This is a genomic window from Liquorilactobacillus satsumensis DSM 16230 = JCM 12392 (assembly GCF_001435195.1).
Taxonomy (GTDB): domain Bacteria; phylum Bacillota; class Bacilli; order Lactobacillales; family Lactobacillaceae; genus Liquorilactobacillus; species Liquorilactobacillus satsumensis.
Genome location: NZ_AZFQ01000055.1, coordinates 132,170 through 159,025 on the forward strand (window position 1 = coordinate 132,170; position 26,856 = coordinate 159,025).

At 40.4% G+C, this 26,856-nt stretch carries 22 protein-coding genes and 1 other annotated feature; of the genes, 14 read left to right on the plus strand and 8 right to left on the minus strand.

The genetic code is table 11. The annotated features are described in order from the left end of the window. Positions 1–334 precede the first annotated feature (334 nt). A complete protein-coding gene (locus tag FD50_RS12105) occupies positions 335–2,011 on the plus strand; it encodes a glycoside hydrolase family 13 protein (RefSeq protein ID WP_056962025.1) in 1,677 nt (558 codons plus the stop codon). Positions 2,012–2,437: 426 nt separating this feature from the next. Continuing rightward, the gene (locus FD50_RS12110) at positions 2,438–4,894 is read left to right on the plus strand and encodes a cation-translocating P-type ATPase (protein ID WP_056962026.1); all 2,457 of its coding nucleotides are present in this window, start codon (positions 2,438–2,440) and stop codon (positions 4,892–4,894) included. A 995-nt stretch (positions 4,895–5,889) separates the two neighbouring features. Here FD50_RS12110 and FD50_RS12115 read toward each other — a convergent pair. Next, complete coding sequence (locus tag FD50_RS12115) at positions 5,890–6,738, minus strand: helix-turn-helix domain-containing protein (RefSeq protein WP_056962027.1); 849 nt, start codon at positions 6,736–6,738, stop codon at positions 5,890–5,892. Between the two features lie 67 nt (positions 6,739–6,805). Between FD50_RS12115 and FD50_RS12120 the strand changes: the two genes are divergently transcribed. Continuing rightward, positions 6,806–6,991, plus strand: coding sequence for a hypothetical protein (locus tag FD50_RS12120; protein ID WP_054757278.1), 186 nt, complete (start codon positions 6,806–6,808; stop codon positions 6,989–6,991). A gap of 670 nt (positions 6,992–7,661) precedes the next feature. Here the strand turns inward: FD50_RS12120 and FD50_RS12125 are convergent. From FD50_RS12125 to FD50_RS12135, 3 genes are all read right to left on the minus strand, one after another. Then, a complete protein-coding gene (locus tag FD50_RS12125) occupies positions 7,662–8,513 on the minus strand; it encodes a transporter substrate-binding domain-containing protein (protein ID WP_054757276.1) in 852 nt (283 codons plus the stop codon). Between the two features lie 102 nt (positions 8,514–8,615). Next, entirely contained in the window at positions 8,616–9,254 is a 639-nt protein-coding gene (locus FD50_RS12130) for an amino acid ABC transporter permease (RefSeq protein WP_056962028.1), read from the minus strand. A gap of 368 nt (positions 9,255–9,622) precedes the next feature. Beyond that, positions 9,623–10,675 carry a branched-chain amino acid aminotransferase gene (locus tag FD50_RS12135; RefSeq protein WP_056962029.1) on the minus strand — a complete coding sequence of 351 codons (1,053 nt, stop codon included), beginning with the start codon at positions 10,673–10,675 and terminating at the stop codon, positions 9,623–9,625. Positions 10,676–10,858: 183 nt separating this feature from the next. Next, positions 10,859–11,088 (minus strand) — a binding site (T-box leader). A gap of 290 nt (positions 11,089–11,378) precedes the next feature. On the opposite strand from FD50_RS12135, the gene FD50_RS12140 reads away from it, so the two are divergent. The 6 genes from FD50_RS12140 to FD50_RS12165 all read left to right on the plus strand — a co-directional run bounded on the left by FD50_RS12140 (position 11,379) and on the right by FD50_RS12165 (position 18,513). Next, complete coding sequence (locus FD50_RS12140; protein WP_054757274.1) at positions 11,379–12,164, plus strand: sulfite exporter TauE/SafE family protein; 786 nt, start codon at positions 11,379–11,381, stop codon at positions 12,162–12,164. Positions 12,165–13,027: 863 nt separating this feature from the next. Then, a complete protein-coding gene (locus tag FD50_RS12145) occupies positions 13,028–14,191 on the plus strand; it encodes a 2-isopropylmalate synthase (protein WP_056962030.1) in 1,164 nt (387 codons plus the stop codon). After that, complete coding sequence (leuB, locus tag FD50_RS12150) at positions 14,191–15,258, plus strand: 3-isopropylmalate dehydrogenase (protein WP_056962031.1); 1,068 nt, start codon at positions 14,191–14,193, stop codon at positions 15,256–15,258. The genes FD50_RS12145 and leuB overlap by 1 nt, the downstream gene beginning before the upstream one ends. Further along, complete coding sequence (gene leuC, locus FD50_RS12155) at positions 15,255–16,628, plus strand: 3-isopropylmalate dehydratase large subunit (protein ID WP_056962032.1); 1,374 nt, start codon at positions 15,255–15,257, stop codon at positions 16,626–16,628. The genes leuB and leuC overlap by 4 nt, the downstream gene beginning before the upstream one ends. After that, positions 16,628–17,212: a 3-isopropylmalate dehydratase small subunit gene (gene leuD / locus FD50_RS12160; protein WP_056962033.1), complete on the plus strand. Its 585-nt coding sequence runs from the start codon at positions 16,628–16,630 to the stop codon at positions 17,210–17,212. Before leuC ends, leuD begins: the two co-directional genes overlap by 1 nt. Before the next feature lie 11 nt (positions 17,213–17,223). Then, positions 17,224–18,513 carry an MFS transporter gene (locus FD50_RS12165; RefSeq protein WP_056962034.1) on the plus strand — a complete coding sequence of 430 codons (1,290 nt, stop codon included), beginning with the start codon at positions 17,224–17,226 and terminating at the stop codon, positions 18,511–18,513. Between the two features lie 38 nt (positions 18,514–18,551). Here FD50_RS12165 and FD50_RS12170 read toward each other — a convergent pair whose 3' ends face one another. The 3 genes from FD50_RS12170 to FD50_RS12180 form a co-directional block, all read right to left on the minus strand. Continuing rightward, entirely contained in the window at positions 18,552–19,142 is a 591-nt protein-coding gene (locus FD50_RS12170; RefSeq protein ID WP_054757263.1) for an NAD(P)H-dependent oxidoreductase, read from the minus strand. Beyond that, positions 19,135–19,713, minus strand: a complete 579-nt coding sequence (locus FD50_RS12175) for a TetR/AcrR family transcriptional regulator (RefSeq protein WP_056962035.1) — start codon at positions 19,711–19,713, stop codon at positions 19,135–19,137. Before FD50_RS12175 ends, FD50_RS12170 begins: the two co-directional genes overlap by 8 nt. A gap of 400 nt (positions 19,714–20,113) precedes the next feature. Further along, the gene (locus FD50_RS12180; protein WP_056962036.1) at positions 20,114–21,832 is read right to left on the minus strand and encodes a sensor histidine kinase; all 1,719 of its coding nucleotides are present in this window, start codon (positions 21,830–21,832) and stop codon (positions 20,114–20,116) included. A 315-nt stretch (positions 21,833–22,147) separates the two neighbouring features. On the opposite strand from FD50_RS12180, the gene FD50_RS12185 reads away from it, so the two are divergent. The 3 genes from FD50_RS12185 to FD50_RS12195 all read left to right on the plus strand — a co-directional run bounded on the left by FD50_RS12185 (position 22,148) and on the right by FD50_RS12195 (position 23,664). Continuing rightward, positions 22,148–22,579 (plus strand): MerR family transcriptional regulator, encoded by a 432-nt coding sequence (locus FD50_RS12185; RefSeq protein ID WP_054758106.1) that lies wholly within the window; start codon positions 22,148–22,150, stop codon positions 22,577–22,579. Between the two features lie 21 nt (positions 22,580–22,600). Then, the gene (gene gloA2 / locus FD50_RS12190; RefSeq protein WP_054758108.1) at positions 22,601–22,987 is read left to right on the plus strand and encodes an SMU1112c/YaeR family gloxylase I-like metalloprotein; all 387 of its coding nucleotides are present in this window, start codon (positions 22,601–22,603) and stop codon (positions 22,985–22,987) included. A gap of 80 nt (positions 22,988–23,067) precedes the next feature. After that, the gene (locus FD50_RS12195) at positions 23,068–23,664 is read left to right on the plus strand and encodes a TetR/AcrR family transcriptional regulator (RefSeq protein ID WP_056962037.1); all 597 of its coding nucleotides are present in this window, start codon (positions 23,068–23,070) and stop codon (positions 23,662–23,664) included. 278 nt (positions 23,665–23,942) lie between these two features. Here the strand turns inward: FD50_RS12195 and FD50_RS12200 are convergent, their stop codons facing one another. Then, entirely contained in the window at positions 23,943–24,317 is a 375-nt protein-coding gene (locus FD50_RS12200; protein WP_056962038.1) for a hotdog fold thioesterase, read from the minus strand. 60 nt (positions 24,318–24,377) lie between these two features. Between FD50_RS12200 and menB the strand changes: the two genes are divergently transcribed. After that, the gene (gene menB, locus FD50_RS12205; protein ID WP_056962039.1) at positions 24,378–25,199 is read left to right on the plus strand and encodes a 1,4-dihydroxy-2-naphthoyl-CoA synthase; all 822 of its coding nucleotides are present in this window, start codon (positions 24,378–24,380) and stop codon (positions 25,197–25,199) included. Positions 25,200–25,219: 20 nt separating this feature from the next. Further along, entirely contained in the window at positions 25,220–26,677 is a 1,458-nt protein-coding gene (locus FD50_RS12210) for an o-succinylbenzoate--CoA ligase (RefSeq protein WP_056962040.1), read from the plus strand. Positions 26,678–26,856 lie beyond the last annotated feature (179 nt).

The window sequence follows — 26,856 nt, forward strand, 5'->3', positions numbered from 1 at the left end:
ATTTAAATCCATTATAATGCGAATGAGTCTCATTTAGTAAGAGTAATTTTATTTTTGGGACTTAATTGTGGAATACTTGCTTCAGTAAGATTACCAATAGCACACTTTAGTTTACGAGCTGAGCGTGTGTTTACCAAGATTTACACAAATCCCGCGTTTTTTAAGGTGTCTGCCGAATAATAAAGGTGATTCAGATGTACCATAGAGTTGTATTAGCGTGTGGCAAGCCATCTTTTTACTTAGCTCTAATCAATTTAATGGGCCCATGAACTGAGGATCCAAATGCTTGCTGGTAATTTTTCTTTATTTAATACAAAAATAGGAGGAGTCCCAAATGAAAAATACCCGTTGGTGGAAAAACGAATTAGTCTATCAAGTCTATCCGCGTTCTTTTCAGGATACTAATAACGACGGAATAGGTGATTTAAGGGGCGTTATTCAACATTTAGCTTATTTTAAATCATTGGGGGTGACGATGCTTTGGATTTCGCCAGTCTATCAATCACCGATGGTTGATATGGGTTACGATATCTCGGATTACGAGGCAATTGATCCACAATTTGGAACAATGGCCGATTTTGATGAATTGCTTGAAAAGGCTCAAAAAATGAAAATCAAGCTAATTATGGATTTGGTAATTAATCACACTTCAGATCAACATGCATGGTTCAAACAAGCGCTTGCTACACCAGATAGTCCGTACAGAAATTACTATATTTTCAAAACTACAGCTAATGGGAAAGCTCCCAATAATTGGCGCAGCATTTTTGGAGGTTCAACGTGGACGGAAGTCCCGCATGAACCAGGGACCTTTTACTTTCATACTTTTGCTCCGCAGCAACCGGATCTTAACTGGGAAAATCCACAATTGCGGCAAAAAATTTATCAGATGATAAACTGGTGGCTGGATAAAGGAATTGCAGGATTCAGAATTGATGCAATTACGCATTTGAAAAAGGATCTTGACTGGGCTAGTTTGCCCGCAGATGGAGCGGACGGGCTAGTTACGGTCACTAAAAAAGGTCAGAATCGCCCAGGATTAGAGCTATTTTTGGATGAATTGAAAAAAGAAACATTTGACAAATATCACGCTGTCACGATCGGTGAAGCTTATGGTGTTCCTAAAAAGGATTTGGCAAAATTTATCGGTCCAGCAGGCTACTTTTCAATGATTTTTGATTTTAGTTACATTAACATCGATGTTGCTGATGTTGATGAGTGGGATCGCGGACATGCAAATTGGTCAGTAACTGATTTAAAGCAGATTATTTTTGAATATCATGCTGCCATTCAAGCGGTCGCTGGCTGGACAGCCAATGTGCTCGAGAACCATGATCAACCGCGGGTACTGTCAAAATTGATCAAGGATAAACGCTACCAGACGCCCACAGCAGCTAAAGCACTGGCGACAATGTATTATTTTTTGCCAGGAGTTCCATTTATTTATCAAGGGCAAGAAATTGGAATGAAGAATTTTGAGCGTCAGAGCATTAAAGAGTTTAATGACGTTTCATCACTCAATAACTATCAAGTTGCACTTGCAGCCGGCCAGGATACAAAAACAGCCTTGGCGTTAGTTAATGAACGTTCACGGGATAATGCACGGACACCAATGCAGTGGGATAGCAGCCAATATGGGGGATTTTCACAAACACAGCCATGGCTGAAAATGGGCACCGATATCCAAGGCATTAATGTGGCGGCAGAAGAAGTCGATCCGACCTCAACGTTGAATTATTATCGCCAATTGGCTAAAGTTCGGCAGGATCCGCAGTATCATGCCATTTTTATTGAGGGTTCATTGGAAGAACTGAAAGATATTCCAGCCGATGTCCTTGGCTATCAAAGAGTCTGGCAGCAGCGGGCAATTTTAGTGTTAGTTAATCTGTCTCCAAATGAACAACACGTTACAATTTCAGCAGGAAGGGTACTCATAAACAATCAAACCACGCTCGACAAAACAGCCGATACAATCAACTTAAGACCATATCAGGCTGTAGTTTTAGGATAATCGATGTGGCAGCATAATCTATGAATTCTCATAAGTATGATAGCAATCGCGGTGTTTAGAAACTTTTTTGCGTAAATTGAGCAGGTCCTGAGCTAAACTTATTTGCACAAAAAGGTTTTTTGCTGTGCAGTGATTCTTGGGTGTCGCTGTTAGGCAGGCAAAAAATATGGGGTTAAAAGGCAAATAAGCAGCAAATCTTTATAATATAGTTAAAAAAAACGTAAATAATTCTTAACATAGAGTGAAACTGTTCCTGAGGTTTAGATAATATAATAATATTAAAATAAGTTAGTTAATCAGCTTTTAGATGGATACATGTTGACCTTTGGGTTTCTACCGAAAAGGGTTGGAAGCTGGCAAGCGGGAATCAGAAAAAATCTGCATGCACTTTAATAAAGGAGCAGGCACTTTTGAGGGGTAAGATGGATGGATAAGAGTAAAAGACAGCAAAACGAACAGACAGTTAAAACAGCACGCTATCACCCTGATTATCAAACAGGATTAAGTCACGCCATGGTGGAGTCGCGTTTTGCTGAAGGGGCAGTTAATCAGACTGTTGATAGTGACTTTAAAACGAACCGACAGATTATTATAGATAACACCTTTACTTACTTTAACCTGATTTTTTTGGTTTTAGCAGTTCTTTTAGTAGTAGTCGATTCATTCAAGAACTTGACTTTTCTTCCGGTAGTGATTGCCAATACGGTGATCGGAATTGTACAAGAAATCCATGCTAAGAAAGTTTTGAATAATCTGAGTGTGATGAACGCGGCTACAGTGACAACCATTAGAAACGGAGAAGAGAAAACGACACCGTTTGAGGAATTGGTTCTTGACGATATTGTAATTCTTAAGACGGATGATCAGATTCCTGCGGATGCGGTGGTGGTAAAAGGACAGGTTCAGGTCAACGAATCCTTGTTAACCGGAGAGTCTGATGAGATTACCAAGAAAGAAAACGATGATTTACTTTCCGGCAGTTTTATCGTTGCAGGAAAATGCTATGCGCGGTTAGATAAGGTAGGTAACGACGCCTATATTTCGAAGTTAACGTTAAAGGCAAAGGCCATGGGACATGATGAACAGTCCAAGATGATTAAGTCCTTGAATAAGTTAATCAAATGGGTCGGAATTATTATTATTCCTGTAGGACTTATTTTGTTTTTCCAAAATATACTTCTTAATCATGAATCTTTAGAAAATAGTGTTATTTCAATGGAAGCTGCATTAATTGGGATGATTCCAGAAGGCTTGTATCTGCTGACAACCATTGCGCTAGCTCTGAGTGCAACTCGGTTAGCGCGGAGGCAGGTGATGCTGCACGACATGAAGAGCGTTGAGACCTTAGCAAGGGTTAATGTCCTATGCTTAGACAAAACGGGCACGATTACTGAAAATGAAATGGCAGTCCAGAAAGTAATTCCAGCCGCTGGTTACCAAGAAAAAGGACAGGTTGTTCCCATAGAAACGTTGATTGGAGATTTTGCAGCTGCCATGCCAGGTGACAACGCAACAATGAAGGCAATTAAGCATTATTTTACTAAAACAAGCGGCCGGCAAGCTCAAAGTAAAGTTCCTTTCTCCTCAGTACAAAAGTTTAGCGGTGTTAGTTTTGCTGACCAAACTTATGTATTGGGAGCGCCTGAAATGGTTTTACGTGCCAAATTTGACAGTTATCAGCCAGAATTTATTAATTATACGCAAAAGGGCTATCGTGTTCTTGTTTTTGGAGAGTATCCCAAGGAGCTACTTAAGCCTGTCTTAACAGCAGAAGTAAGACCTTTAGGTTACATTTTGATTGCTAATCCGGTGCGTAAGGAAGCTCGCAAAACATTTGCATATTTTGAAAAACAAGGCGTTGCCCTCAAAGTAATTTCTGGAGATAATCCGCTCACAGTTTCGCATGTTGCAACAGAGGCCGGAATTGCAGCTGCAGATAGATATATTGATGCCTCAAGGTTAACCCCGGAGCAATATCCTGCTGCCGTTAAAAATTATACAATTTTTGGACGTGTCAGACCTGAACAAAAGAAACAGTTTATTCAGCTGCTGAAAAAACAGGGGAGTACGGTTGCAATGACGGGTGATGGGGTAAATGACATTCTTGCGATGAAGGAAGCTGACTGCAGTATTGCGATGGCCTCCGGAAATAGTGCTGCAATGCAGGCTTCTCAAGTGGTGCTGCTAGATTCAGACTTTTCAAAGATGCCAGAAGTAGTTTTTGAGGGAAGACGGGTAGTCAATAATATTGAACGTTCTGCCGGTTTATTCCTAGTGAAAAATATTTTTTCGTTGTTGATGGCAGTCTTGGCGATGCTTTTAACCGTCTCTTACCCCTTGCAGCCAACGCAAATAACGTTGATTAGTGCTTTTACAATCGGATTGCCTTCATTTTTACTAGCATTGGAAGATAATCGAAAACGTATCAGGGGCAACTTCATTATAAATATTCTTAGTCGTTCGATTCCGGGTGGAATAACGGATTTGTTAGTAGTAGGCGCGCTCGTTATTTGCGGAATAATCCTCGATTTACACAAAGCCGATGTATCAACCGCAGCAACAATGCTCTTGATCGCAGTTGGGTTTATGGTATTGTTCAAAATTAGTCAACCCTTGAACAAGTTCAGAGTAGGTGTGATTGCAGCGAGTTTTGTGTGCACTGTTGTAGCTGCACTATTGTTTAACAATCTGTTTTCGCTCACGGCAATTTCTCCGATTTCAATTCTGTTGTTAATAATTTTATTTTTTGCCGCTGACTCTGTCTTTCGCTATTTAACTAAGGCAGTTGAAAGAGCAAGAGAAGCGTTACTGCAGCGAAGCGGACAAGAGCATCATCTTAGTTTTAAGGAGATATGGCAGTATTTAAAAAAGAAAAAAGCATAGTGTAATTTTGAGTTTGGGACAAAAGTCGCGAACTCTTTTTTGCTTTCCAAACAGCTAGTGCTGAGACATGAACCAAAAGCCAACTAAATGCCTTTTTTCACTCTCAATATTTCGCGGGAAATTTTGCAAAATAAGTAAAATTAGATTTGGGCCTAGTGAGCGTTTAACTACGGTACTAGTAGCAAGTCTTTTTTATTTAGGCTGAAAAGATCACAGATGGCAGGGAAAAATTAGAAGCAGATAGTTGAAAAACTTACGGGTACAGTAGCTGACATAATGTTAATTTTTAAAGTGCTAAAAAGTTAATGTTATATTTGAGAGTTGATGTGAAAAAACAAAGAATTTTATGAACTAGGTATACCATCTTAGTTATAATGTACTAATTATCTATGGTATCTCTCATCACAATTCCCGATAGTTCGCGGGTTCTTTCCTCACAGTTGATTGGTATCAATTAGTGGGTGTGCGTAAAGCCTTGGAGTATCAGGAATTGTTTAGAGGGTTACCACAGTATATTTTTGCTGGGATAATGATGTATTTAACAGGACATTCGTTTCCAACCTGTAGCTCTGACAATCAGATTAGAGCGTTAGTGGGTGTGCTATTTTAGATTATGATTAACGCCGCACTAAATTCACCGGGAGTTATTTTTGTGGAGAAGACACACTTTTTTGAGAAAATAATTGATTAAATAAGCATGTGCTGAAAAATAGGTCTCAGGTGATACTAAAATGCAAAAAAATAAGCCTCACTCAATTAAGAGATGAGGCCACAGAAGTGTTGTGCGAATAAGAGACTATTATTAATCCAATTAAGAATAATAGTTCCTGGTTCTCAATTAATATAACATGAAGAACAGGGGGATTCAACCCCTTTTACTTAAATTGAACTACAATTATAATTGATATTTGGTCTTAAAAAAACATTTTTCTTATATAAAATTCGCAAAAGTATCTGATTAATTGTTAGGCTGCCATACAGCAAACGGGAACACTTTAAAGAATATTTTGTTGTTCCAAATGTTCCTGGGCTTTTTGAAGGACAAGCTTGTCACCGAGAAAGTCTGCAAAGGACCACGCTTTGATCATGTACGCGAGAGCTTCTTGTGTCCAACTATCATGCTGATCACGCAGCGTGGTAGCATAGAGGAAATAGAAGGAGTCCATAAACATAGGGGTATTATGCTTTCTGGCGAATTTAATGGCGGTGGTCAAACTTTCTAAGCAGGAACTATAGTTTTCCGTGTTTGAGTAATATTTACTGAGATTATCTAACAGCATGAGATACCAAAAAACATTCTTATCGGTGTTGATTTTTGTCAGTAGGGCGGGAAGTTGTTTGAAGTAGAAGGAACTTTTATCGAGCTCCTTTTTCATTTCATAGGTAACACCTAGCTCACAAATAGCAAGGATCGTATAGATATTGGCTTTATCTGTTGATTCCTGCAAGATTTGATTGTAGCCAAAAACGGCATCATCGTAATCTTTTTTAATCCACATCGCAGCTGTAGTTTTTAAAAAGTTAAAATGTGCTTGTTGTTCAGGAACAGTTGTCTTTTTAATTTTTTTAAGTGTTGCTAATGTGTCTTCAAATTGATAATTCATGAATTGCTTATCAGCAGTATTTAAGAAACGTTGATTTTGAATCTTGGTATTTGCCACTAAAACATCGTCTAACGACAAAGAAAGTCGATCGAGAATTTTGGCGAGAATCTCACTACTAGGAGTAGTGGAATTGCGCTCCAACGCACTGATGGTCCCTTGTGTAGTGATATTATCGGCAAGATCTTTTTGGGAGATATGAAGCTTTTTGCGCTGGGTCTTTATAACATTTCCGTCTATCATTTTAATTCCACCTTATTTTTTTTAAAATTATATGTTACTATTAGTTAAAAAGGGAGATGAGTATAAATTGAAGAAAAAGTTAATTGGATTGATAGCTTTATCGGCGCTTTCGAGCGGGCTCATTGTTGACGCTGTTCAGACTACTAATATTGCAAAAGTTGCAACTAATGGTGTTCGGACCGAACAGGCAAATTCACACAGTAACTCAAATAATACGGGCACTGTTTTTGCATCGGAATTACCATACCATTAACCCAATGTTAATCTTAATTATACGTTCGCCTCTAATTTTACCATAAGGGTCACTATAATCCATAGCCGAAAATTTTAAAAAATATTGTTTCGGTTATCTGGTAAAAACAATTTCTAAGTCTAAATTATATGTATCAATAAATGACATTGTCGTGTTAATAAAATGCTCTTTTTAATTGTTGCGCAGTAAAAATAATTAAAGAGAGCGTTTTTTTGTAACTAAATATTCTAAAATTTAGCAGACTAAACTGAATTTTGTTGGTTATATTAATGAAGCGAAGCAATTGGAAATCAGTATTATTGCGGCTGCACATACACGTTATTCTTGGAATAAGTGGACTTTGCTTTCAAATATTTAGCGCGCCTTCCTAAGATAAGAGAGTATGATAGAAGGTTTTAAGATTGGAGGACTAACATGAATGCTATGAATAATTTTGAGTTGATCAGGAAATTTTGAGTATCGGACATGCTTATCCACAAAAAATAAGGGGGCTGGGCCAAAAGTGAAATTTTAGTCTAGCTCCTTTACTTATTCTGGATAGACGTGTTCCATAAGTCAAAATTTTTCGGCTAACCTCGAACTACCCAAATTTTACCGACTTATGTCACACTCTCTTTTCCTTGAAAAACGGTAATTAAGCAGTCGTGAAAGCAGATTTTACTGAATGTTGCTACTGGCCAACATAACTATTTTTAAGTGTAAAATTTTTAGAAATATGCACAGTAGGTTTTTGCGTCACGTCAGCACCATAATATTTTTTGGCGAATTTTGAAAGAGTCCCATCTTTTTTCAAGGCGGCAAGTGCAGTATTAATCTGTTTTTGAAGTTGCTTGTTATTTTTGTTAATGACAATTCCTTCACCTGTGCCATCTTCATTAGTAGTAAAGTACATGTTAGGAATAATCTTAAGTCCGCTGTTAGGAACCGCCTTGAGTGCTAATTTCTGGAGGTAATAGTCATTCATAATGAAATCGGTCTTACCATTTTTTACATCACGCAGATAGACATCGTTAGTCACATTATCGTAGTTGACAGCTTTTGCACCTAATTGTTCAGCTAGGCGTTGATAGTTTGTTCCAGATTCGCCTGCGGAGCGTTTCCCCTTGAGGTCAGCCCAACTGTGAATACCTGAATTATCGCTTGCACGAACTACGAGGCTGTTAAATGAGTGTTTAATGGATGTCGACATCAAGTAGCTCTTTTTACGGGCAGGAGAGATTGCAAAATCATTGATTGCAACTTCTGTTTTACCAGACTTCACCGCAGTTAACATCCCGTCAACATTATACTCTTTGAATACTATTTTTTTATGGAGTTTCTTAGCAACTGCCCGGATAACTTCAATATCATAGCCAGTTAATTTTTTTGTGTTTGAATCATGATACGAAGTTGGATAAAGTGTTCCTGAAGTTGCGACTGTCAGTGTGTTTTTATGACTGAGACTTTTGGTGCCCAAAATAATGAAGCCCAGAATACAGATAACTGCTAGTCCTAAAGAAATCAACCATTTTTTACGTGACATTTGTAGTTCCCCCTTGGATTGAAAGATCACTCTTACTTCTATCATAGCCTTCGGAAAGCGATTCCACAAATGACAAGGCTGTCCTAATTAGAAGTTAACCCTTTAATATTGAAAACGATGTTCTGTCCACTGTTCAAGCAAGCTGAGGACGCAGCAGACTAACCAGTAGATGACTGCAATTACGATATAAATTGTCATGTAGTCTTGACTGGCCCCCGCAACTATTTTGGCTTTCATGAACATTTCTGACACGGTAATCATTGCAGCAAGTGAGGTTCCTTTGAACATGTCTAAGAGGACATTTCCCAAGGAAGGCAGGACAATGCGAAAGGCCTGCGGAAGAATTACATACTGCATTGTTTGAAGGCTTGAAAATCCAAGTGCGCGAGCGGCATCATATTGGGTTTGATTGATTCCAAGGAGGGCTGAGCGGTAATATTCGGCAATAAAAGCACTTGAAACTAGAGTGATTGAGAGAATCGTGGCTGAAATGGCATCCAGATTTGCCCCAAAATAAGTTAAAAACAAAACTACCAATGTTGGGACACCCCTAAAAAAAGAGATATAAAAGCGTGCTAAGAGGCTGAGCGCACGGTGCGGGTTTATGCGCAGTAGCATTATAAGAATCCCGACGACATTTGAAGTAATAAAACAAGCAACCAAAAGAGTTAGGGATAATGGCAACCCGCTGAGAATCGTGGGAAGTGAACGGAGTGCAAGTGTCGGGTTAAATAGATTCATGTTAAATTGCTCCTTATATGAGAAATCTTTTTTGAATTGACTTTCTATTATGACTATCATAGCGCTAAACTAGTGAAATTTCTTAAGGAAAAGGCTGTTTCAGCACTAGCTGCTTGGAAACAAAGGACACAACAAAAGAGTTCGCGACTTTTGTCCCAAACTCTTACTATTCATGCTGATGGATGAGGTGTTTCATAAGTCAAAATTTTCCGGTCAACTCCGAATTACTCACCTTAAAATACGCACGATGTTTGTAATTTCAAGATAACATTCAATATTTACCGACGTGTGCCACACTCTACCTCAATTTTATTTTGTAAGTTAGTTTAAAACTTGAAACCTGCCAGCAAGAGGCATGTTCAGACTAACTAGCGGACCTTAGCTGCCACCACTTCTTGTACCCAACCTTGGGGTGCAGGGCGATCTCCCAACTGGATCCCGACTAAAGCGTCATAAAGTTTTTTGGTTACAGGGCCGGGTTCAGTTTCGCTATAAAAGACATGCTTCTTATCTTGATAGGTAAGGGAACCAACCGGAGAAATGACAGCTGCAGTTCCCATCGCCCCAGCTTCTGAAAATTTAGCTAATTCACTAACTTTAAGTTGAGTCTCTTCAGGATGCAGACCTAATTCCTTAGCAATTTCCAAGATGGATTTTTTAGTGATAGACGGCAAGATTGAATTTGATTTAGGGGTTAAGAATTGGCCATCTTTGGTGATGCCATAGAAGTTCGCACCGCCAAATTCATCAATATATTTATGTTCGCGTGGATCTAAGTAAAGACAATCTGCAAATCCGGCCTTCTTTGCCAAGATTGAAGGAAACAAACTCCCGGCGTAGTTTCCGGCAGTTTTGGCTTGACCAGTTCCAGCGTAAGCGGCACGGTCATATTTGCTAACTACATATGGCATTGGAACTAATCCTTTAACATAAGCGCCAACTGGAGTGGCATAGATATGGAACTGATATTCTTCCGAAGGTGCAACACCGACAAGCGGTTGGGTTCCGATCATAAAAGGTCGAATGTAAAGTGCACCGCCTGTTCCATAGGGTGGGACAAATTCTTGATTAGCTTTGACGACAGCTTTAACAGTTGCAACAAACTTTTCCTCAGGATAGGGTTCCATGAGTAATCTTTTAGCAGAGTTTACAAATCGCTTAGCGTTCATGTCGGGGCGAAAAAGGTTGATTCCGCCATCTTTACGGCGATATGCCTTCATACCTTCAAAAACTTCTTGCCCATAGTGAAGATCTTCGGCAGCTTCTGATAAAGTTAAGGTGGAAGCAGTGGTTAGTCCACCATTTTGCCAGTTACCATCTTTAAAGTCTTCATGGTAGCTGTAGGGCAAATCCCGGTATGAAAATCCTAAATTAGACCAATCGAGGTCCGCTACATTTTGCTTTTTACTTTCTTTTGTCATTTCAAAAACGCTCCTTTTTGATTTTCGAACTAGCTACGTGTATCCCGCAATGTGAAATTTAAATTAGTTTTACAGAAAGTATTCTGCGTAAGTTGTAACACCTCCTAGAATTTGAATGCGAAAACTCATAACCCGCTAGGCAAGATTGCAAAAAAGCGTCCCTTAGCTGTTCAGTTAGAACGGCTAAAGGACGCTTTTGCGTGGTACCACCTTTATTTGTAATCTTAAGCAGACTACCTCAATTGTTTCATATGAAACAAATACACGATAATGTGTGTATGCAGTGCAACTTACTCTTGATTTTAGCTGCATGGCTCGGAGCTGATTGTCAATTATTTTTCCGGATTGCTTTTCAGCTCCCAGCAACTCTCTGAACGGAAAATGTAAAAGACACTTCTCTTCTGTGCTTTTCAAGTTTTTATAATTTTCTTATCCAAATCTAATGTTTGACAGAAGCTTACACCCGCAACCTGACGATGTCAAGTGCAAAAAAATGAGATTTTTGGTGGGCTTTAACATTTAAAAACTAACCACGAGCTAGTCCAAATGGGCAAGATGATATTGTTTAATAATTTTGCAGCTCTGGGTTGAATAATTATTTGTGTTAAATTATATGCAATTGTTTATAATAAGTAAGTGAATCTAGTATACTAGGCGTAATTTGTCAGTCTACTCTTTAATTTTTAGAAAGTTGAGAAATAAGTTGATGGAAAGTTTAAGTTCATGGTTTCTGCTTTTCCCTGCTGGTATTGTAGCTGGAATTTTGAGTACAGTTACAGGTTTGGCATCGTTAGTATCATATCCGACTTTACTCGCAGTGGGAGTTCCACCGGTCTTTGCGGATGTTACCAATACTGCTGCATTGGTTTTAACCGGTTTTGGATCTAGTATTTCTTCTCAAAGGGAATTGAAGGATCATCGGGGAGAATTGTTAAAAATTCTGCCACTCACGATTTTTGGCAGCATTTTCGGATCTATCTTGTTGCTAGTTCAACCAGCAGCATCCTTTACCCACATCGTACCTTTTTTTATTTTATTTGCAGGTTTGTTACTGTTACTCCCAATCCGACCCATTTTTACGCAAAGACAGGCACTTAAAAAGTCTGCTTCCCGCTTTGAGAGTGGTTTGAAAAAGACAATTTATTATACTGCAATTTTTTTGGTAGGCGCTTATGCCGGTTATTTTGGTGCAGCTGGAGGAGTAATTATGCTGGCAATTTTTTCAATTGGAAGTACCACTAAGTTTACGGTCTACAATGCACTGAAGAATGTTTCTTTGGGACTTTCGAATTTAGTCGCAACGCTCATCTATGCTTTTGAGTCGCATATCTACTGGTTATTGGTGATTCCCTTGGGGGCAGGGCTTTTCTTGGGTGGTTATCTTGGACCTAAGATTGTGCGACTGATTCCTGAAAAACCATTAAAGTTATGTGTAGGAGTAGGAGCACTTATCTTAGCAATTAGTCTTTTTATTCAGGCCTACCACTAGAAGTTGTGGCATAGGACCCGATTGTGGTGAACTAAGCAGTAGACTAGGATGTTATCAAACTACAGAACTGAATCCAAAAATGAGTTTTGGTTCAGGTTCTTGTATGCCTAAGTGTAAACGCTTGCATTAAAACCGAATTACGCTATAATACGAAGTGTAAGGGATTATAGCAAACGCTATAATCGAAGGTTCAGTGGCATGCTTGCATGTTGACTGGATAAAAAGAGCTGTCGCAAGACAGTTAGAAAAGAGGTTAGAGTTTGAAAATCCCTTATTTAACAGCAGTCCAGTGAGATAGTTAATCAAGTCGATGATGATATTGAAGAAATTCAAGATTGTTAAAGGCAGAGTTAGCTAGACGAAAGAAAAAAGCAAACGGATTAAAACCGGAACTTTATCTTGCTGGGCTGTTTTTTGATGACCAAAAATAAGCAAGGGCATCTATTTTACTAACCAAGTGGTTGAAAAACGGTCGTTAGCTAGTTTAAATTAGTCAGATGGTAAATAAAAGTTTTGAAATTTATCAGTTTAGCAAGCAATGAAAATAAAAATTAGAATTAAGTGATAAAAATTAAAAATTGCTATTGATTTTCTTCACAAGTGATGATACATTGATAATATCAAATTCGAAGGAGGCTACAGACATGAAAAAAGCAATGATCGAAATTAACGTTAAAGATGCGATTTTACCTGTAGCCTCACAACTTCAAGCCCTATTACTATAACGCAGGACTCTGACAATTTATGTCGAGTCCTATTTGCGTTATGAAATGGGGCTTGGCCGGCACCCCATTTCTGATGGGGTGCTTTTTTTGTTGGAAAATCAGTAATCAAAGGACAAAAATTCGAAAGGGTGGTTTGTGATGACGAAACAAATTCAATTTTTTGATACAACATTGCGTGACGGTGAACAAACGATTGGAGTTAACTTCAGTATTGAGCAGAAGGTAGAATTGGCAAAACAGCTTGAGGCATGGGGAGTTGATTGTATTGAAGCCGGGTTTCCGATTGCTTCTAAAGGTGATTTTGAGGCGGTCAGTGCGGTTGCACAAGCAGTGAAAAAGACTTGCGTCACCGGACTTGCACGAGCACGTAAAGGAGATATTGATGCTTGTGTTGCAGCGACAGCAAAAGCTGCACATAAACAGATCCATGTTTTCATTGCTACTAGTCCGGTCCATCGTGAATCTAAATTGCATATGTCCAAGGAACAGGTTCTTAAAGCAATCAAAGATTCTGTTTCATATGCGCATCAATTCTTTGAAATTGTGGAATTTTCACCCGAGGATGCCACGCGGACTGAGTATGATTACTTATGTAAAGTAATTCAAACAGCAATTGATGCAGGGGCTTCAGTCATTAATATTCCTGATACTGTGGGATATACAAATCCTGCAGAATTTGCAGAACTGTTCCAGTATATGCAAAAAAAGATCCCGTCATTTGCTGAGGTGACCTTTTCTGTACATTGCCACGATGACTTAGGCATGGCGGTTGCAAACAGTATGGCTGCAATTAAAAATGGAGCAACTCGGATTGAAGGCACCGTTAATGGAATTGGCGAACGGGCAGGCAACGCGGCACTTGAAGAGGTTGCTGCAGGTTTATACGTAAGAAAGGATTATTACGATGCAGTAGATCGGATTGATTTGAAAAAAACAAAAGCGATCAGCGAGCTGATTAGTCGTTATACAAAAATGCCTGTGCCACATAACAAAGCGGTTGTCGGAGCGAATGCTTTCGCACATGAATCTGGAATCCATCAGGATGGGATGTTAAAAAGTCCACAGACATATGAGATTTTAACCCCTGAGTCAGTCGGAGCTGCCAAAACCACGTTGCCTTTAGGTAAGCTTTCAGGATCACATGCGGTGATGACGAAGCTTAGACAGATGGGATACAGCGTTGAACGTGAAGACATGCAGCAGATCTTTCCAATCTTCAAGAATAAAGCAGATCATACTGCGATTGTCTCAGAAACTGATTTGCGTGAAATAATGGAAAAATTTGAAAAGGTGGTTTCATAATGCAGGGGAAGAAAAAGGTACAAATCACGGCTTTAGCAGGGGATTATATTGGGCCGGAGATTATGGCAGCCGGGCTTAAGGTCCTAGAAGTGGTTGGAGAAAATGGGCGCTTTGATTACGAACTACATGAAGTTCCCTTCGGTGGAGCTGCAATTGATCAGACGGGTGAACCGCTACCGCAAGAGACACTCAGTGCTTGTCAGCAAAGCGACGCAGTGCTACTGGCGGCCATTGGTGGGCCTAAGTGGGACCACGCTGTTAAACGACCAGAGGCGGGTCTATTAGAAATTCGCAAAAAGTTAAATCTGTTCGCAAATATTCGTCCAACTGTGATTGAAGAAGCAATGCAGCAATATTCACCTTTAAAAAATGGAAAACCGGTTAATTTTGTGATTGTGCGTGAACTTACTAGTGGAATTTACTTTGGCACTCCACGCCAACTGGATGAAAATTATGCGCTTGATACAATGCGATATACCAAAGAAGAAGTTCAACGAATTACACGCAGTGCTTTTGAACTCGCACGCAAACGAAAAAAGCATGTCACGTTGGTAGATAAGGCCAATGTTCTAGCAACTAGTAAATTTTGGCGCAGAATTGTTGCCGAAATTGCCCTTACGTATCCTGATGTAGCTTATGATGCTTGTTATGTTGATGCTGCCTCGATGAAAATAATCTCTGCACCACAGCAATTTGACGTTATTTTGACCGAGAATTTGTTTGGCGATATTCTCAGTGATGAAGCGGCCGAGATTACAGGTTCGCTTGGAACTATTCCTTCAATGAGCTTAGGCAGCAGCGGTCCTGCGCTCTATGAACCGATTCATGGGTCTGCACCGGATATTGCTGGTAAAGGAATTGCGGATCCGATTTCAATGATTAGATCTGTTGCAATGATGCTTGCTAATTCGTTTGACCGTGCGGATCTTGTGGCACAAATTACGACAGCTATCAACGCTGTCATTAGTAAACAAATTGTCACACCTGATCTTGGCGGCAACGCCAGCACCACAGAAGTTACTGATGCGATTATCACTACAATCAAAGAAAGTAGGAACAGCAAATGAAACAGACAATGTTTGACAAACTTTGGGATAGACACGTAATTTCTGGTGAACCAGGAGGCCCGCAACTAATTTATGTTGATCTTCACCTAGTGCATGAAGTCACCTCTCCGCAGGCCTTCGAAGGATTACGTGAAAATGGTCGTCAGGTAAGAAGAACTGACAAAACATTTGCAACGATGGATCATAATGTTCCTACGACTGATATTTTTAACGTGAAAGATGCAATTTCACGCAAACAAATCGAAACACTAGCGCGAAACGCCAAAGAATTCGGAATTCGATTAGCTGGAATGGGACACGCAGATCAGGGAATTATTCATGTGATTGGACCACAACTTGGACTGACACAGCCAGGGATGGTAGTGGTATGCGGTGATTCACATACTGCTACCCATGGAGCCTTTGGTTCAATTGCTTTTGGAATTGGAACTAGTGAAGTTGAACATGTACTTGCCACGCAGACAATTTGGCAAACCAAACCCAAGACGATGGGAATTCATGTGCATGGACGATTACCACATGGTGTCTATGCCAAGGATATCATTATGGGAATCATTGCACGTGAAGGAGTGGCCTTTGGTACCGGTTATGCCGTTGAGTTATATGGAGATACGATTGAGAACATGAGCATGGAAGAGAGAATGACCCTCTGTAATATGGGAATTGAAGGAGGGGCAAAAATGTGCAATGTTAAACCGGATCAAACGACTTTTGACTATGTTGCTGGCCGTAAATACGCACCTAAAAATATGAAGCGGGCGATTGCAGACTGGAAACAATACTATACTGATAGTCCTGAGGCATTTGACAAGGTCATTGATTTCGATGTACACAAACTTGCTCCGTTTGTTTCTTGGGGAACAAATCCTGGGATGTCAGTGCCCGTTGATGAAAAATTGCCAGAAATCAAGAACGCTGACGATCAAAAAGCTTTTGATTATGTTGGCTTGCGTCCTGGACAACCTGTTTTGGATATTCCGATTCAATATGCATTCTTTGGGTCTTGTACTAATGGGCGCTTATCAGACTTAAAAATTGCCGCAAATGTTTTGAAGGGCCACCACATTGCAGCCGGGGTCACCGCTTTAGTTGTTCCCGGGTCACGGGCCGTAAAAGAAGCCGCTGAAAAAATGGGGATTGATCAGATCTTTAAGAATGCTGGTTGTGAGTGGCGCGAACCCGGTTGTTCTGCTTGTTTAGGTATGAACCCGGACCAAGTGCCAGCAGGGTTGCACTGCGCTTCGACTTCTAATCGGAATTTTGAAGGACGCCAAGGCGCAGGATCACGGACACATTTGGCAAGCCCCGCAATGGTTGCGTACGCTGCAATTAATGGACATTTTGTTGATATCAGAAAGGAAGAAGTCTAATGGAACCAATTACGACGATTACTAGTACGACAATTCCGCTAATGAAGGAAAATATTGATACTGATCAAATTATTCCTAAGCAATTTTTAAAGAACATTCTAAAAGTAGGTTACGGCAAAAACTTGTTCTATGATTGGCGTTATTTAGCAGATCGGACGCCTAATCCAGAATTTATTTTGAACCAACCAGAACGCCAAGGGGCACAAATTTTAGTGACCGGTGATAATTTTGGATGCGGCTCTTCACGTGAGCATGCGGTCTGGGCTTTGAAAGATTTCGGATTTAAAGTAATTATTGCCGGTGGCTATAGCGATATTTTTTACATGAATAGTACTAAAAATGGAGTATTGGCAATTATTCTTCCAGAAGAACAGCGTCGTATTTTAGCACAAATTCCGACAGACGCTAAGATTACCGTTGATTTGCCGCAACAACAGGTACGTTATCAACACTTCAGTTTTGATTTTGACATTGATCCATTGTGGAAAAATAAGTTCATTAAGGGATTGGACGATATTGCGATCACAATGGGATACGAAGATCAAATTGCGGCTTATGAAGCAAATATCCCAAACTATAACTGAGAGGTACTTTTATGGAAATGCAAAATGTTGCAGAATTACAAAAGAGAATTGATCGGACACATGAATCGCCATTATTTTATAAGATCTTTGCACTAGTGGCAGGTGGGATGTTTTTAGATGCTGCTGATGTCTACATGGCCAGTGCAGTGGTTAGCTCAGTTTTTAAAAGCGGCTGGTCAACACTAGCACAGAATTCGTATTTTCTTTCAGGTGGATTTTTAGGATTATTTATTGGCTCTTTAATTGCAGGTTTTATCGGAGATCTTAAAGGGCGCCGTGTTGCCTATCAGGTTAACCTTTTATTATTTGGCGGATTTACCTTCCTAGCTGCATTTGCACCTAATATGTGGGTTTTGATTATTTGCCGTTTGTGCGCAAGTATTGGTCTGGGATCAGAAATTGTGACTGGATATTCAATGGTTAATGAATTTGCACCAATTCATAATCGCGGTAAGTGGTGTGCGGGTGTTTCGTTAATTGCAAACTGTGGGGCACCGTTGACCTTGCTTCTTTGTACCTTGATTATTCCACGTTTTGGTTGGCGGGTCATGTTTGCAGGGATTGGAATTGCTGCAGCAATTTTATGGTATTTACGGCGCGATATTCCTGAATCTCCGCGATGGTTAATGGTACATGGGAAAAATGAACAGGCAGAAACGGTCATTAAACAACTGGAAGTTAATGGCAGCCGAACAGCAATGCAATCAAAAAAAGCGACACCGGTGCAACACTCTTTGGGAATTAGTCTGTTCGTCGCGATTGTTGCAGTTTCGGCGGTTAACATTTGTCAGTATACATTTACCTCATGGACACCAACATTGTTGGTTAAGCGTGGAATTAACATTTCAAGTTCGTTGGGACTGTCAACGTTAATGATGCTTGGGGCACCTGTCGGCTGCGCACTTGGAGCATATTTGGTTGATCGAATCGGCCGTAAAAAAACAATTGTACCCGCCTTTTTACTGACAGCAGTTTTTGGAATGCTGTATGCGCAACAGGCAAGTACAAGTGGCGTAGTTATCGTAGGGTTCTTGTTGACAACTTGTTTTTATGTTTTGATGGCTAGTGTGGTGGCTGTTTACGTTGCAGAATTGTTCACGACGGCTTTTCGCTTCCGGGGTGCCGGAATCTCCAATGGGATTGCTAAGTTATTTACGGTTGCAATGCCCCTTGTTGTTGCATGGATGCTGCAGGTCACATCCGTCGAGATGATTTTTTGGACTATCAGTGCAATTGCATTGTTTGCCGGGGTAGTTGTTTGGACGTTAGGAACCGAGACCAATCAACGAAAGATTGGTTAGAAAGATTTAAAAGCAAAAAAACAAAGAACACACTCGGTTTAGAATTTAAATGGCAGAGATTCAATGCGCTGCAAATAACGTTGCCGTTTGGCTAGTGTGGAGTTGGTGATTCCACCACAATTAAGCCATGTTCCATGTTTGACACCGATTTGTTTTAAAGTTTTGTTGATAAAGATTTTTTGAATGCCATTGCCCATAAAGCATTTGAAATAGAAGGTGGGTGAGGTTGAGGTTGTCAGTACATAGGCATGCTTTAAATTAGTCAAGCAGCCGCGGATTCCAGTTCTGGTAACGATGTGCGAGAGTCCCTCGCCTTCTTTCATGACTTTATCAATGAATCCTTTTAACATTCCAGGAATGCTGTTCCACCAAATTGGAGTAATGAAGATGATCCCAGAAGCATTCTTTAGTTGGGTGAGGTACTTAGTGACTAACGGATCATGTGTTTTACCTGAATGGAAAAGGCGGAGTTCCTCGGCATCATAAAAAGGTTTGAAATTATCACGGTAGAGATCAATCACCGCATACGCACAATTTTGTTTTTCTAAATTACTTTTAACAGCTGTTAAAACAGCATGGTTAAAGCTTTGATTGTAGGGATGGCAGTAAACAATGAGTACTTTATTCATAGGAGCCTCCTTTTAATAGCTTATTTAGAGTTTGTTCGAGTAAATGATAATCTTTGGTTACAATCTTATTTTTTAACAAGATGCCATAACCTTGAATGAATGACCAGATTTGAATAAATAGTACGTGTTCTGAAACAGTAGTATGTTCTGTACGAGTTACCGCAGCTACAACAGTTTTTGTTAACTTTAGAAATTGAAACTTGTCACTTGTCGGACTAGCGGCTGGATAGCTAGTGCGCACGCTTGGATTGAAGAATAGAAAGTCGATAACTTGGGGTTCGTTAATGAAATAGTCCAATAACTGATCTCCGAGGATAAGAAGTGCCTTGACAGGATCTTGTGGCAAGGAGGCAACTACTGCCGGAGAAATTTCAGCATAAAGACGGTGCGAGAGTTTTTCAGAGACGACATAGAACAAGTCGTCTTTGTTTTTAAAGTGTTTATAAAAGGCACCAGTGGTGAGGTTCAATTGTTGTGAAAGGTTACGCAGTGAAAGCTGCTGCAGTTGACCCTGCTGAATTTTTTGAATGGTAAGAGCAATAATTTTTGTCCGTGTATTATTTTGATTCATGGATCTTCCTCCTCTCCAAAGGGTAACACTGTTATCCTTTGGGTTCAACTTAAATTTCGAAGATTATTTAATGGAACACGGAAACGCAGCTACTACAAAACAAAATGGAACAAAACGAGAGTGCGACATAAGTCGGGAAAATTTGAGTGCTAACTCGAAATTACGAACATAGCGAGTACTTTGCTATGAGTAATTGGAAAGTCAGACGGAAGATTTTGACTTATGGAACACGTTTATCCGGAATAAAAGAGGGGCTGTGGCAAAATTTAACTTTTGTCACAGCCCCGTTGGCTTTTAATTCTCCATTGATATTCAAATTTAATTGACTTATGGCACACTTTTGATGTTTAGTGCAGCTAACCGGATGCCTAATTTAAAATTCAACCATGAAATATCATATTTATAAATTAGGAATTACTATTTTTATTGTAGTGCCCGCTGCAGAACTCTTAATTTGCAGATGGCTTTCGTTGCCATACAAACCAATTAAACGGCGATTTAAATTTGCCAAGGCGGTGCCGGTGCCCGTAGAAGAAGTAATTGTTTCTTGTCCTAGACGAGCAAGCAATTCTTTTTTTATGCCAATCCCATTGTCAGCCACAATAATATTTAACGCTGTGGGGTGTTGTTTAACAGTGATCTTGATGATGTTGCCCTTGCGCCGGTTAGGAAATGCATGCCGTACAGAATTTTCAACGAGGACCTGCAAGCAAAAAGGCGGGACTTGGACTTCGGGAGCAGCGTCAATTGCGTAAATCACAGTGTATTTGTCTGGAAAACGGGTCTGTTCCAATGACATATAAGAATTAACATGCTCTTTTTCTTGTTTTAATGGAATCTGTGTTTCCGTCACTCCCTGTAGACTGGAACGAAAGAAGGTACTGAGTTGAAGAAGGGCAGTCCGTGCTTGATCCACATTTGTTCTCATAAGCGCGCTGACCGTATTGATCGCATTAAAGAAAAAATGAGGATTAATCTGTGCTTGAAGTGACTTAATTTCCGCATCACTCGCTAATTTGGATTGTTCTTCCGCCATTCCTAATGCGAGCTGACTAGAAAAGATTGAGGCAAGTCCTTGCGCAAGGTTCTCTTCGACGCTAGTTAGACGTTCTGCTTTTGTAAAGTACATCTTCAAAGCACCGATTGTCTTATCATTAACGATTAATGGCAAAACAATCGCTGAGGCAAGCGGGCAGCCGGCATGCGGGCAACCGATTTCAGCTTGATGATATGCAAAACGGGCTGTGCCGCTTGCAATGACATGTTTTGAAAGATCTGTCAAAACCGCTTGACCAGCAAGATGATGATCTTCCCCCGCCCCAACATGTGCCAGAACATTTACGCGATCAGTGATCCCAACCGCATCAAAATTAGTATACTGTCTGATAATGCGGCATGCCTGTTGTGCCGAGTTAATATTTAGCCCTTGGCGAAAGTATGGCAGTGTTCGATTGGTCAGATTCAAGACATCATGTGTCTGCACAGCCTTAAGCTGTTGTTCATTTGAAAGATACGCATTTAAGATGGAGATGAAAACTGAGACTCCAATACTGTTTAACAGAATCATCGGGATGATAATCAGCTTAACAAGCGCAAGGCCGCTGAAAATACCGATAAATACCATTTGCAATGACTCAGCAAGCAAGCCAAGTGCAGCACTCATTCCCGGACTCGGATAAGAAGTATTATGCTTTAATTTTTTAGCCAAGAGTCCACTCACAAGACCAACTAAGGTTGAACTGACAATGTAAAAGTAATCAGAAAAGTTCCCTTGAATAACACGGTGCAATCCTCCTAGAAAACCAACGACACTTCCGACTAGCGGACCGCCAATAATTCCGGCAACAGTAATTACCAAAGTACGGGTATTGGCGATCGAGTCAGATTGCGGCAGGCCAGTTAAAAAGGGAGCCTGCACAAGTGAATTGTTACGTGTGATTTCAACACCCGTTAGATTGGAGATAATGGTGAAGATTGTGAAGATTGCAATTAGTGCAATGCCTGCTTTTAAGCTTTTCTGTGCGATTAATTTACGGAAAAAAGAAACATTTACGAGTAAAAAAGCCAGTACTAAGATAATCCCAAGGCGTTGCAATAAAAGAATGAAGAGTGAGAACACTTTGTCAGCTCCTTTCCGAGTTTTATGCTGCTCAATTTACATATAATGGTAGCACTTTATTTATTTAGAAACCATTTTCATTTTAATAACCTAAAGGGGCATCAGCACAGAAATTTAAAAGCCAGGGCCGACGTAATTGGTTATAATTCAAAGCAGATAAAATTATCTTGTGATAGAAAACACAGATTTTATAGTTTTTTTTTGTTAAAATATAAGATGACAATATACAGACAGATGATATTGTAAAATAAGTTGACAAGGAATCCAAGAAAGTTAAAATTTAGTTATAAAAATAGTCCAAAAAGGATGGAGCAGATGTTAGGGGATAAATTTTCGTTAAAAGCAGATTTGATAATTGGAATCGGTGATCTCAGTAACTTAACAGGCGTTTCGGCTAGACAACTGCGGTATTGGGAAGAAAAAAAGTATATCGAATCAGTCACAGATGGAAAGAGTTCGGCACGCAAGTATAAATTTGAAATGTTCTATAAAGTTCGGGCCATCAAGCTGCTTTTGGATGAAGGCTTAACGCTTGCAAAAGCAGCTGAACAAGCTGAACAGCAACGACAGAAAGTTGAAATTTGTAAAAAATTTGTGAATGCAGTCTTCACAGATGTGGTGATTGAAGATCCGGAGAAGGTTTTAGGCAAAATCATGATGGGCTACCTTGATGAAGACCAGAAAAGAAAAGTAGTCGGAATTGTTGCTGAAGGGCGAAGCTACATTGAGGTTCAAACGAAAAAATAATGAAATGGTAGGTTAATTGATGTGAGGCTAGGATTGATTCACCATATTGCTTTGATAGGACACGAACTTGAGCGGACACGCGCTTTTTATGTGGACAAGTTAGGGTTTGAAGTCATGGCACAGCATCAGCGTGCGGATAAAGGAGACATCAAATTAGATCTTGCAAAGGGGAGCATCCACTTGGAAATTTTCATTAAGCCAGCTGCGCCTCAGCGACTGACTTTTCCCGTTGGAGAGGCGACGGGGTTGCGCCACCTTGCTTTTAAAGTCGAAGATGTTGTTCAAACTGCCATGGAGTTAAAAAAATTGGGCATTGAGACAGAACCGATTAGAAAAGACACTTTTACAGGTGAAAAGATGACCTTTTTCTTTGATCCTGATGGCTTACCGCTTGAAATTCACGAATAAAAAAACAGGGGAGAGGAAACGCAAATTTGGGAGTGCTGCTTTATTATTATAAATCTGCTTAAGATCATTGGGGTGATTTTTTGACCGGAACGAAGGACAACCAACGCAGCCGTTATACTAAAAAGATGATCCGTGACAGTTTTTTTAAACTTTTACGCATAAAAGATATCGAAGCGATCACTGTGACTGACATTTGCCGGACAGCACAGATAAATCGGGGGACATTTTATCGTTATTATCGTAATCCTTTTGATTTATTGCAGCAACAGCGTGAGCAGCTCTTTAAAGAAACCCTAGCTTTCATTAAATATCGATTTAATGAAGGGGAACATACGATTCTTCCCGCCATTTTTGAAGTTCTAAAAAAAGAAGATGCGGAAGTGGTAAAGGCTTCTTTGGATAGAAGATATGGCGGTGATTTCCTGGAAAAAATTTTTGCAAGTTGTCGTGAGACAGCACGACCTTATATAATTAGCCAGATTAAGTGGATGACAGATGAACAGTTCGAATATTTCTATGCATTTATTACAAATGGAGTTATTGGTACAATTAGTTTGTGGGTCTCGCAAGGGATGAATCCGGAAACAGGCGAGCTTGAAGCAGATATAATGACGATTGTACGCAAAAGCATTGAACAGATGTCACAGACAGCTAAGTTGAAAGAAGTTAAGGGTTAAAAGAGGCTCAGAAAATTTTTATTAAATAAGACCGAAAGCTTAAGAGCACCAGAGCTCTATTCAGGCTTTCGGTCTTTTCATGTGCTAAAATTATGGGTGTGCCATAAGCCGGTAAAATTCGAGTATTGACGCGAAGTTATGAACATCGCAGTCTTTTGTACCGAGTAATTCAAAGTTAGACAGAGAATTTTGATTTATGTCACACACTTATCTGACAAAGAAGAGGTGCAATTAAGTTTTAGCTTTTAACCCGGTTAAAAGTAATGCAGGCGTGCGGTTCATTCAGGTATTTGCTGAAGAATCAGCGTGACTATACTAAAGCTTGTAACTTGGTTACTGGGTAATTGAGTGGTCTTGACTTGCCAGACCTGGGTCTTTTTCCCAAGATGAAGTGGGGACGCGACTGCCCGTAAGCTTCCTGTGGAAACGGGCAACAGGTGGTTTGTATTGAGGCTGACTCCCACTGCGATTTGGCCGGCAGGGGCTCCTGCGTTGGCAGCTAGGCTTGCGGCGGTTTCCGCTAAAATGGCATTAATGCCGCCATGGACAAGCCCATAAGGTTGTTTTAACTTTTCTCTGACAGTTACTGTAATAACAGCTTGTGCAGCAGAAACAGATTCAGTTTCAATGTCTAAAGTTTCAAGTAAATTCACAGACACATCTCCTCAGTTAGTAACGTTTAGTTCCATTTTAACAGAAAGGACATGAAATAGATGGCAACAAGGAAATGGCAAAAAGTTAAGGAATATCAAGAAATTATTTTTGAACGTAGTGGCAAGATTGCTAAATTGACAATTAATCGGCCTAAAAGGCGAAACGCATTTACACCTGTAACAATTACTGAATTACTCGAAGCATTTACAAATTGTCGGGATGATAGTTCAATCGGAGTGATTATTTTAACCGGTGCTGGGGATGAAGCCTTTAGTTCCGGCGGCGATCAGGGAGTCCGTGGTAATGGGGGCTATGTTGGTCCTGATAAAATTGCACGGCTGAATGTACTTGATCTGCAGCGGTTGATCAGGGTTATTCCGAAACCTGTGATTGCATTAGTTAAAGGCTGGTCAGTTGGTGGCGGCAATGTATTACAGTTGGTTTGTGATCTGACAATTGCAGCTGATAATGCTAAATTTGGTCAAACTGGTCCCAAAGTCGGAAGTTTTGATGCGGGTTATGGGTCCGCATACTTGGCACGTGTGATTGGACATAAACGGGCTAAAGAAGTGTGGTTTATGAATCACTGGTATACTGCTCAAGAAGCACTTGCAATGAATTGGATCAATAAGGTAGTTCCTTTAGCTCAGGTTGAGGCTGAAACATTAAAATGGTGCGATGAGTTATTGACCAAGTCGCCAACCGCATTGCGTTTCCTTAAAGCAGCGATGAATGCTGATACAGATGGCATCGCTGGGCTACAGCAGCTTGGCGGCGATGCCACAATGCTTTTTTATACTACAGACGAAGGAAAAGAAGGCCGCGATGCCTTTAATGAAAAACGGCAGCCGGATTTTGATAAATTTCCTAAATTTCCATAAGGGCATAAGGAGCGGTAAAGGTGGAAAATTGGTTAACAAAACAGGCTCAGCTAGAACCGCAAAAAATTGCACTGCTTTTTGAAGGGAAGAGCTGGACCTTCAAGCAGCTCAGAACGGCAGTAGTAAAATTTGCTGGTTGTTTAACTACGGCGGGGTTTCAAAACGAACGTAGAATAGCTCTGATTGCGGCAAACACTGCGGAAAGCTATTTTGCGCTTCTGGCATTGCAGCAGTTGGGGATTGAACCGGTTTTGCTGAACTTTCGGTTAAGTTTGCAGGAACTTAAGAGTCAGCTTGCGACTGCAGATATCCATGTTATTTTAGTTGATCCAAAACTGTCGCCGCGCATCAGCGGGATTGCTGAATTGCAGTCAAGGTGGACAGTCAGCTCCTTACAGCAGCTTGCAAAGCTAAGTCCGGTGACGCCAACTTTAGTTAAAGAGTTTGCGGAAGAAGCTACAGCATCAATTATGTATACTTCGGGTACAACGGGAGCACCACATGGTGTGATGCAAAGTTATCGCAATCATTTTTATTCGGCGGTCGGTTCTGCTTTTAACTTAGGATTGCAAGCACATGATCTTTGGCTGTGCGCCGTTCCGCTTTTTCATATTAGCGGGCTGTCAATCGTGATGCGCAGTCTGATTTATGGGATGGGAGTGCTGCTTGTACGGCATTTTGAACCTGTGCAAATCACTAAACTATTGTGTACTGCACCGGTGACTTTAATGTCAGTTGTGCCGCAAATGTTGGTACAGCTGCTGGCAGTCTTTCCAGTTGAAGGATATCAGCAGGATTTTCGCGGCTTTTTACTTGGTGGAGCTCCAATTTCACACGCGACCTTAGCGCTTTGTCAAGAACGGAAGCTGCCGGTAGTCCAATCATACGGAATGACAGAAACCTGTTCGCAAATTGTTGCTTTAAATTTTGCAGATGCACCTGATAAAATTGGGTCGGTCGGCAAGCCCTTATTTCCCGTGCAACTTCGGATTACTGGAAAGGGTACTGGAGAAGTTCAAGTCAAAGCGCCTAATGTTGTTAAAGGATATCTAAACGCTCCAGACGATTTTAAAAAGAAGCTGACGCGCGATGGCTGGTTTCGTACAGGCGACCTTGGGGTCTTGGATGCAGCCGGTTTTTTATTTATAAAGGGTCGAATTGATGAGATGTTTATTTCAGGTGGGGAGAACATTTATCCAAATGAGATTGAAGCTGTTTATGCCCAGTTTCCAGCGATTCAGGAGATTGCAGTCATTGGAGTAGCCGATCAACGCTGGGGAGCAGTACCATGTGCTTTTTACGTAGCTGACACGCAGATTAAACAAGAGCAGCTGCGCAGTTATGGGAGACAAAAACTGGCCCATTACAAAGTGCCGCGGTATTTTATTCGACTTGCTCAGCTGCCACGGACAGCTAGTGGGAAGGTGCAGCACTATCTGTTACAGCAATTTTTTAGCCAAAAGCGAAAATTAGACTAACGAACGGCCAAAGTTTGAAAACTAATGCATAATTACGAATAGCATGCGTTCTTTGCGTTGAGCAATTCGAAGTCGGTCGCGAAATTTTGACTTATGGAACACGTTTATCTGGGATAAATAAAGGAGAGAGTGTGACATAAGTCGGGAAAATTTGAGTACTAACTCGAAATTACGAACAT

Excerpts from the sequence above, each read along its gene's own strand:
- FD50_RS12105 (WP_056962025.1), top strand. The coding sequence starts at position 335 with ATGAAAAATACCCGTTGGTGGAAAAACGAATTAGTCTATCAAGTCTAT.
- FD50_RS12110 (WP_056962026.1), top strand. The coding sequence starts at position 2,438 with ATGGATAAGAGTAAAAGACAGCAAAACGAACAGACAGTTAAAACAGCA.
- FD50_RS12115 (WP_056962027.1), bottom strand. The coding sequence starts at position 6,738 with ATGATAGACGGAAATGTTATAAAGACCCAGCGCAAAAAGCTTCATATC.
- FD50_RS12125 (WP_054757276.1), bottom strand. The coding sequence starts at position 8,513 with ATGTCACGTAAAAAATGGTTGATTTCTTTAGGACTAGCAGTTATCTGT.
- FD50_RS12130 (WP_056962028.1), bottom strand. The coding sequence starts at position 9,254 with ATGAATCTATTTAACCCGACACTTGCACTCCGTTCACTTCCCACGATT.
- FD50_RS12135 (WP_056962029.1), bottom strand. The coding sequence starts at position 10,675 with ATGACAAAAGAAAGTAAAAAGCAAAATGTAGCGGACCTCGATTGGTCT.
- FD50_RS12145 (WP_056962030.1), top strand. The coding sequence starts at position 13,028 with ATGACGAAACAAATTCAATTTTTTGATACAACATTGCGTGACGGTGAA.
- leuB (WP_056962031.1), top strand. The coding sequence starts at position 14,191 with ATGCAGGGGAAGAAAAAGGTACAAATCACGGCTTTAGCAGGGGATTAT.
- leuC (WP_056962032.1), top strand. The coding sequence starts at position 15,255 with ATGAAACAGACAATGTTTGACAAACTTTGGGATAGACACGTAATTTCT.
- leuD (WP_056962033.1), top strand. The coding sequence starts at position 16,628 with ATGGAACCAATTACGACGATTACTAGTACGACAATTCCGCTAATGAAG.
- FD50_RS12165 (WP_056962034.1), top strand. The coding sequence starts at position 17,224 with ATGGAAATGCAAAATGTTGCAGAATTACAAAAGAGAATTGATCGGACA.
- FD50_RS12170 (WP_054757263.1), bottom strand. The coding sequence starts at position 19,142 with ATGAATAAAGTACTCATTGTTTACTGCCATCCCTACAATCAAAGCTTT.
- FD50_RS12175 (WP_056962035.1), bottom strand. The coding sequence starts at position 19,713 with ATGAATCAAAATAATACACGGACAAAAATTATTGCTCTTACCATTCAA.
- FD50_RS12185 (WP_054758106.1), top strand. The coding sequence starts at position 22,148 with ATGTTAGGGGATAAATTTTCGTTAAAAGCAGATTTGATAATTGGAATC.
- menB (WP_056962039.1), top strand. The coding sequence starts at position 24,378 with ATGGCAACAAGGAAATGGCAAAAAGTTAAGGAATATCAAGAAATTATT.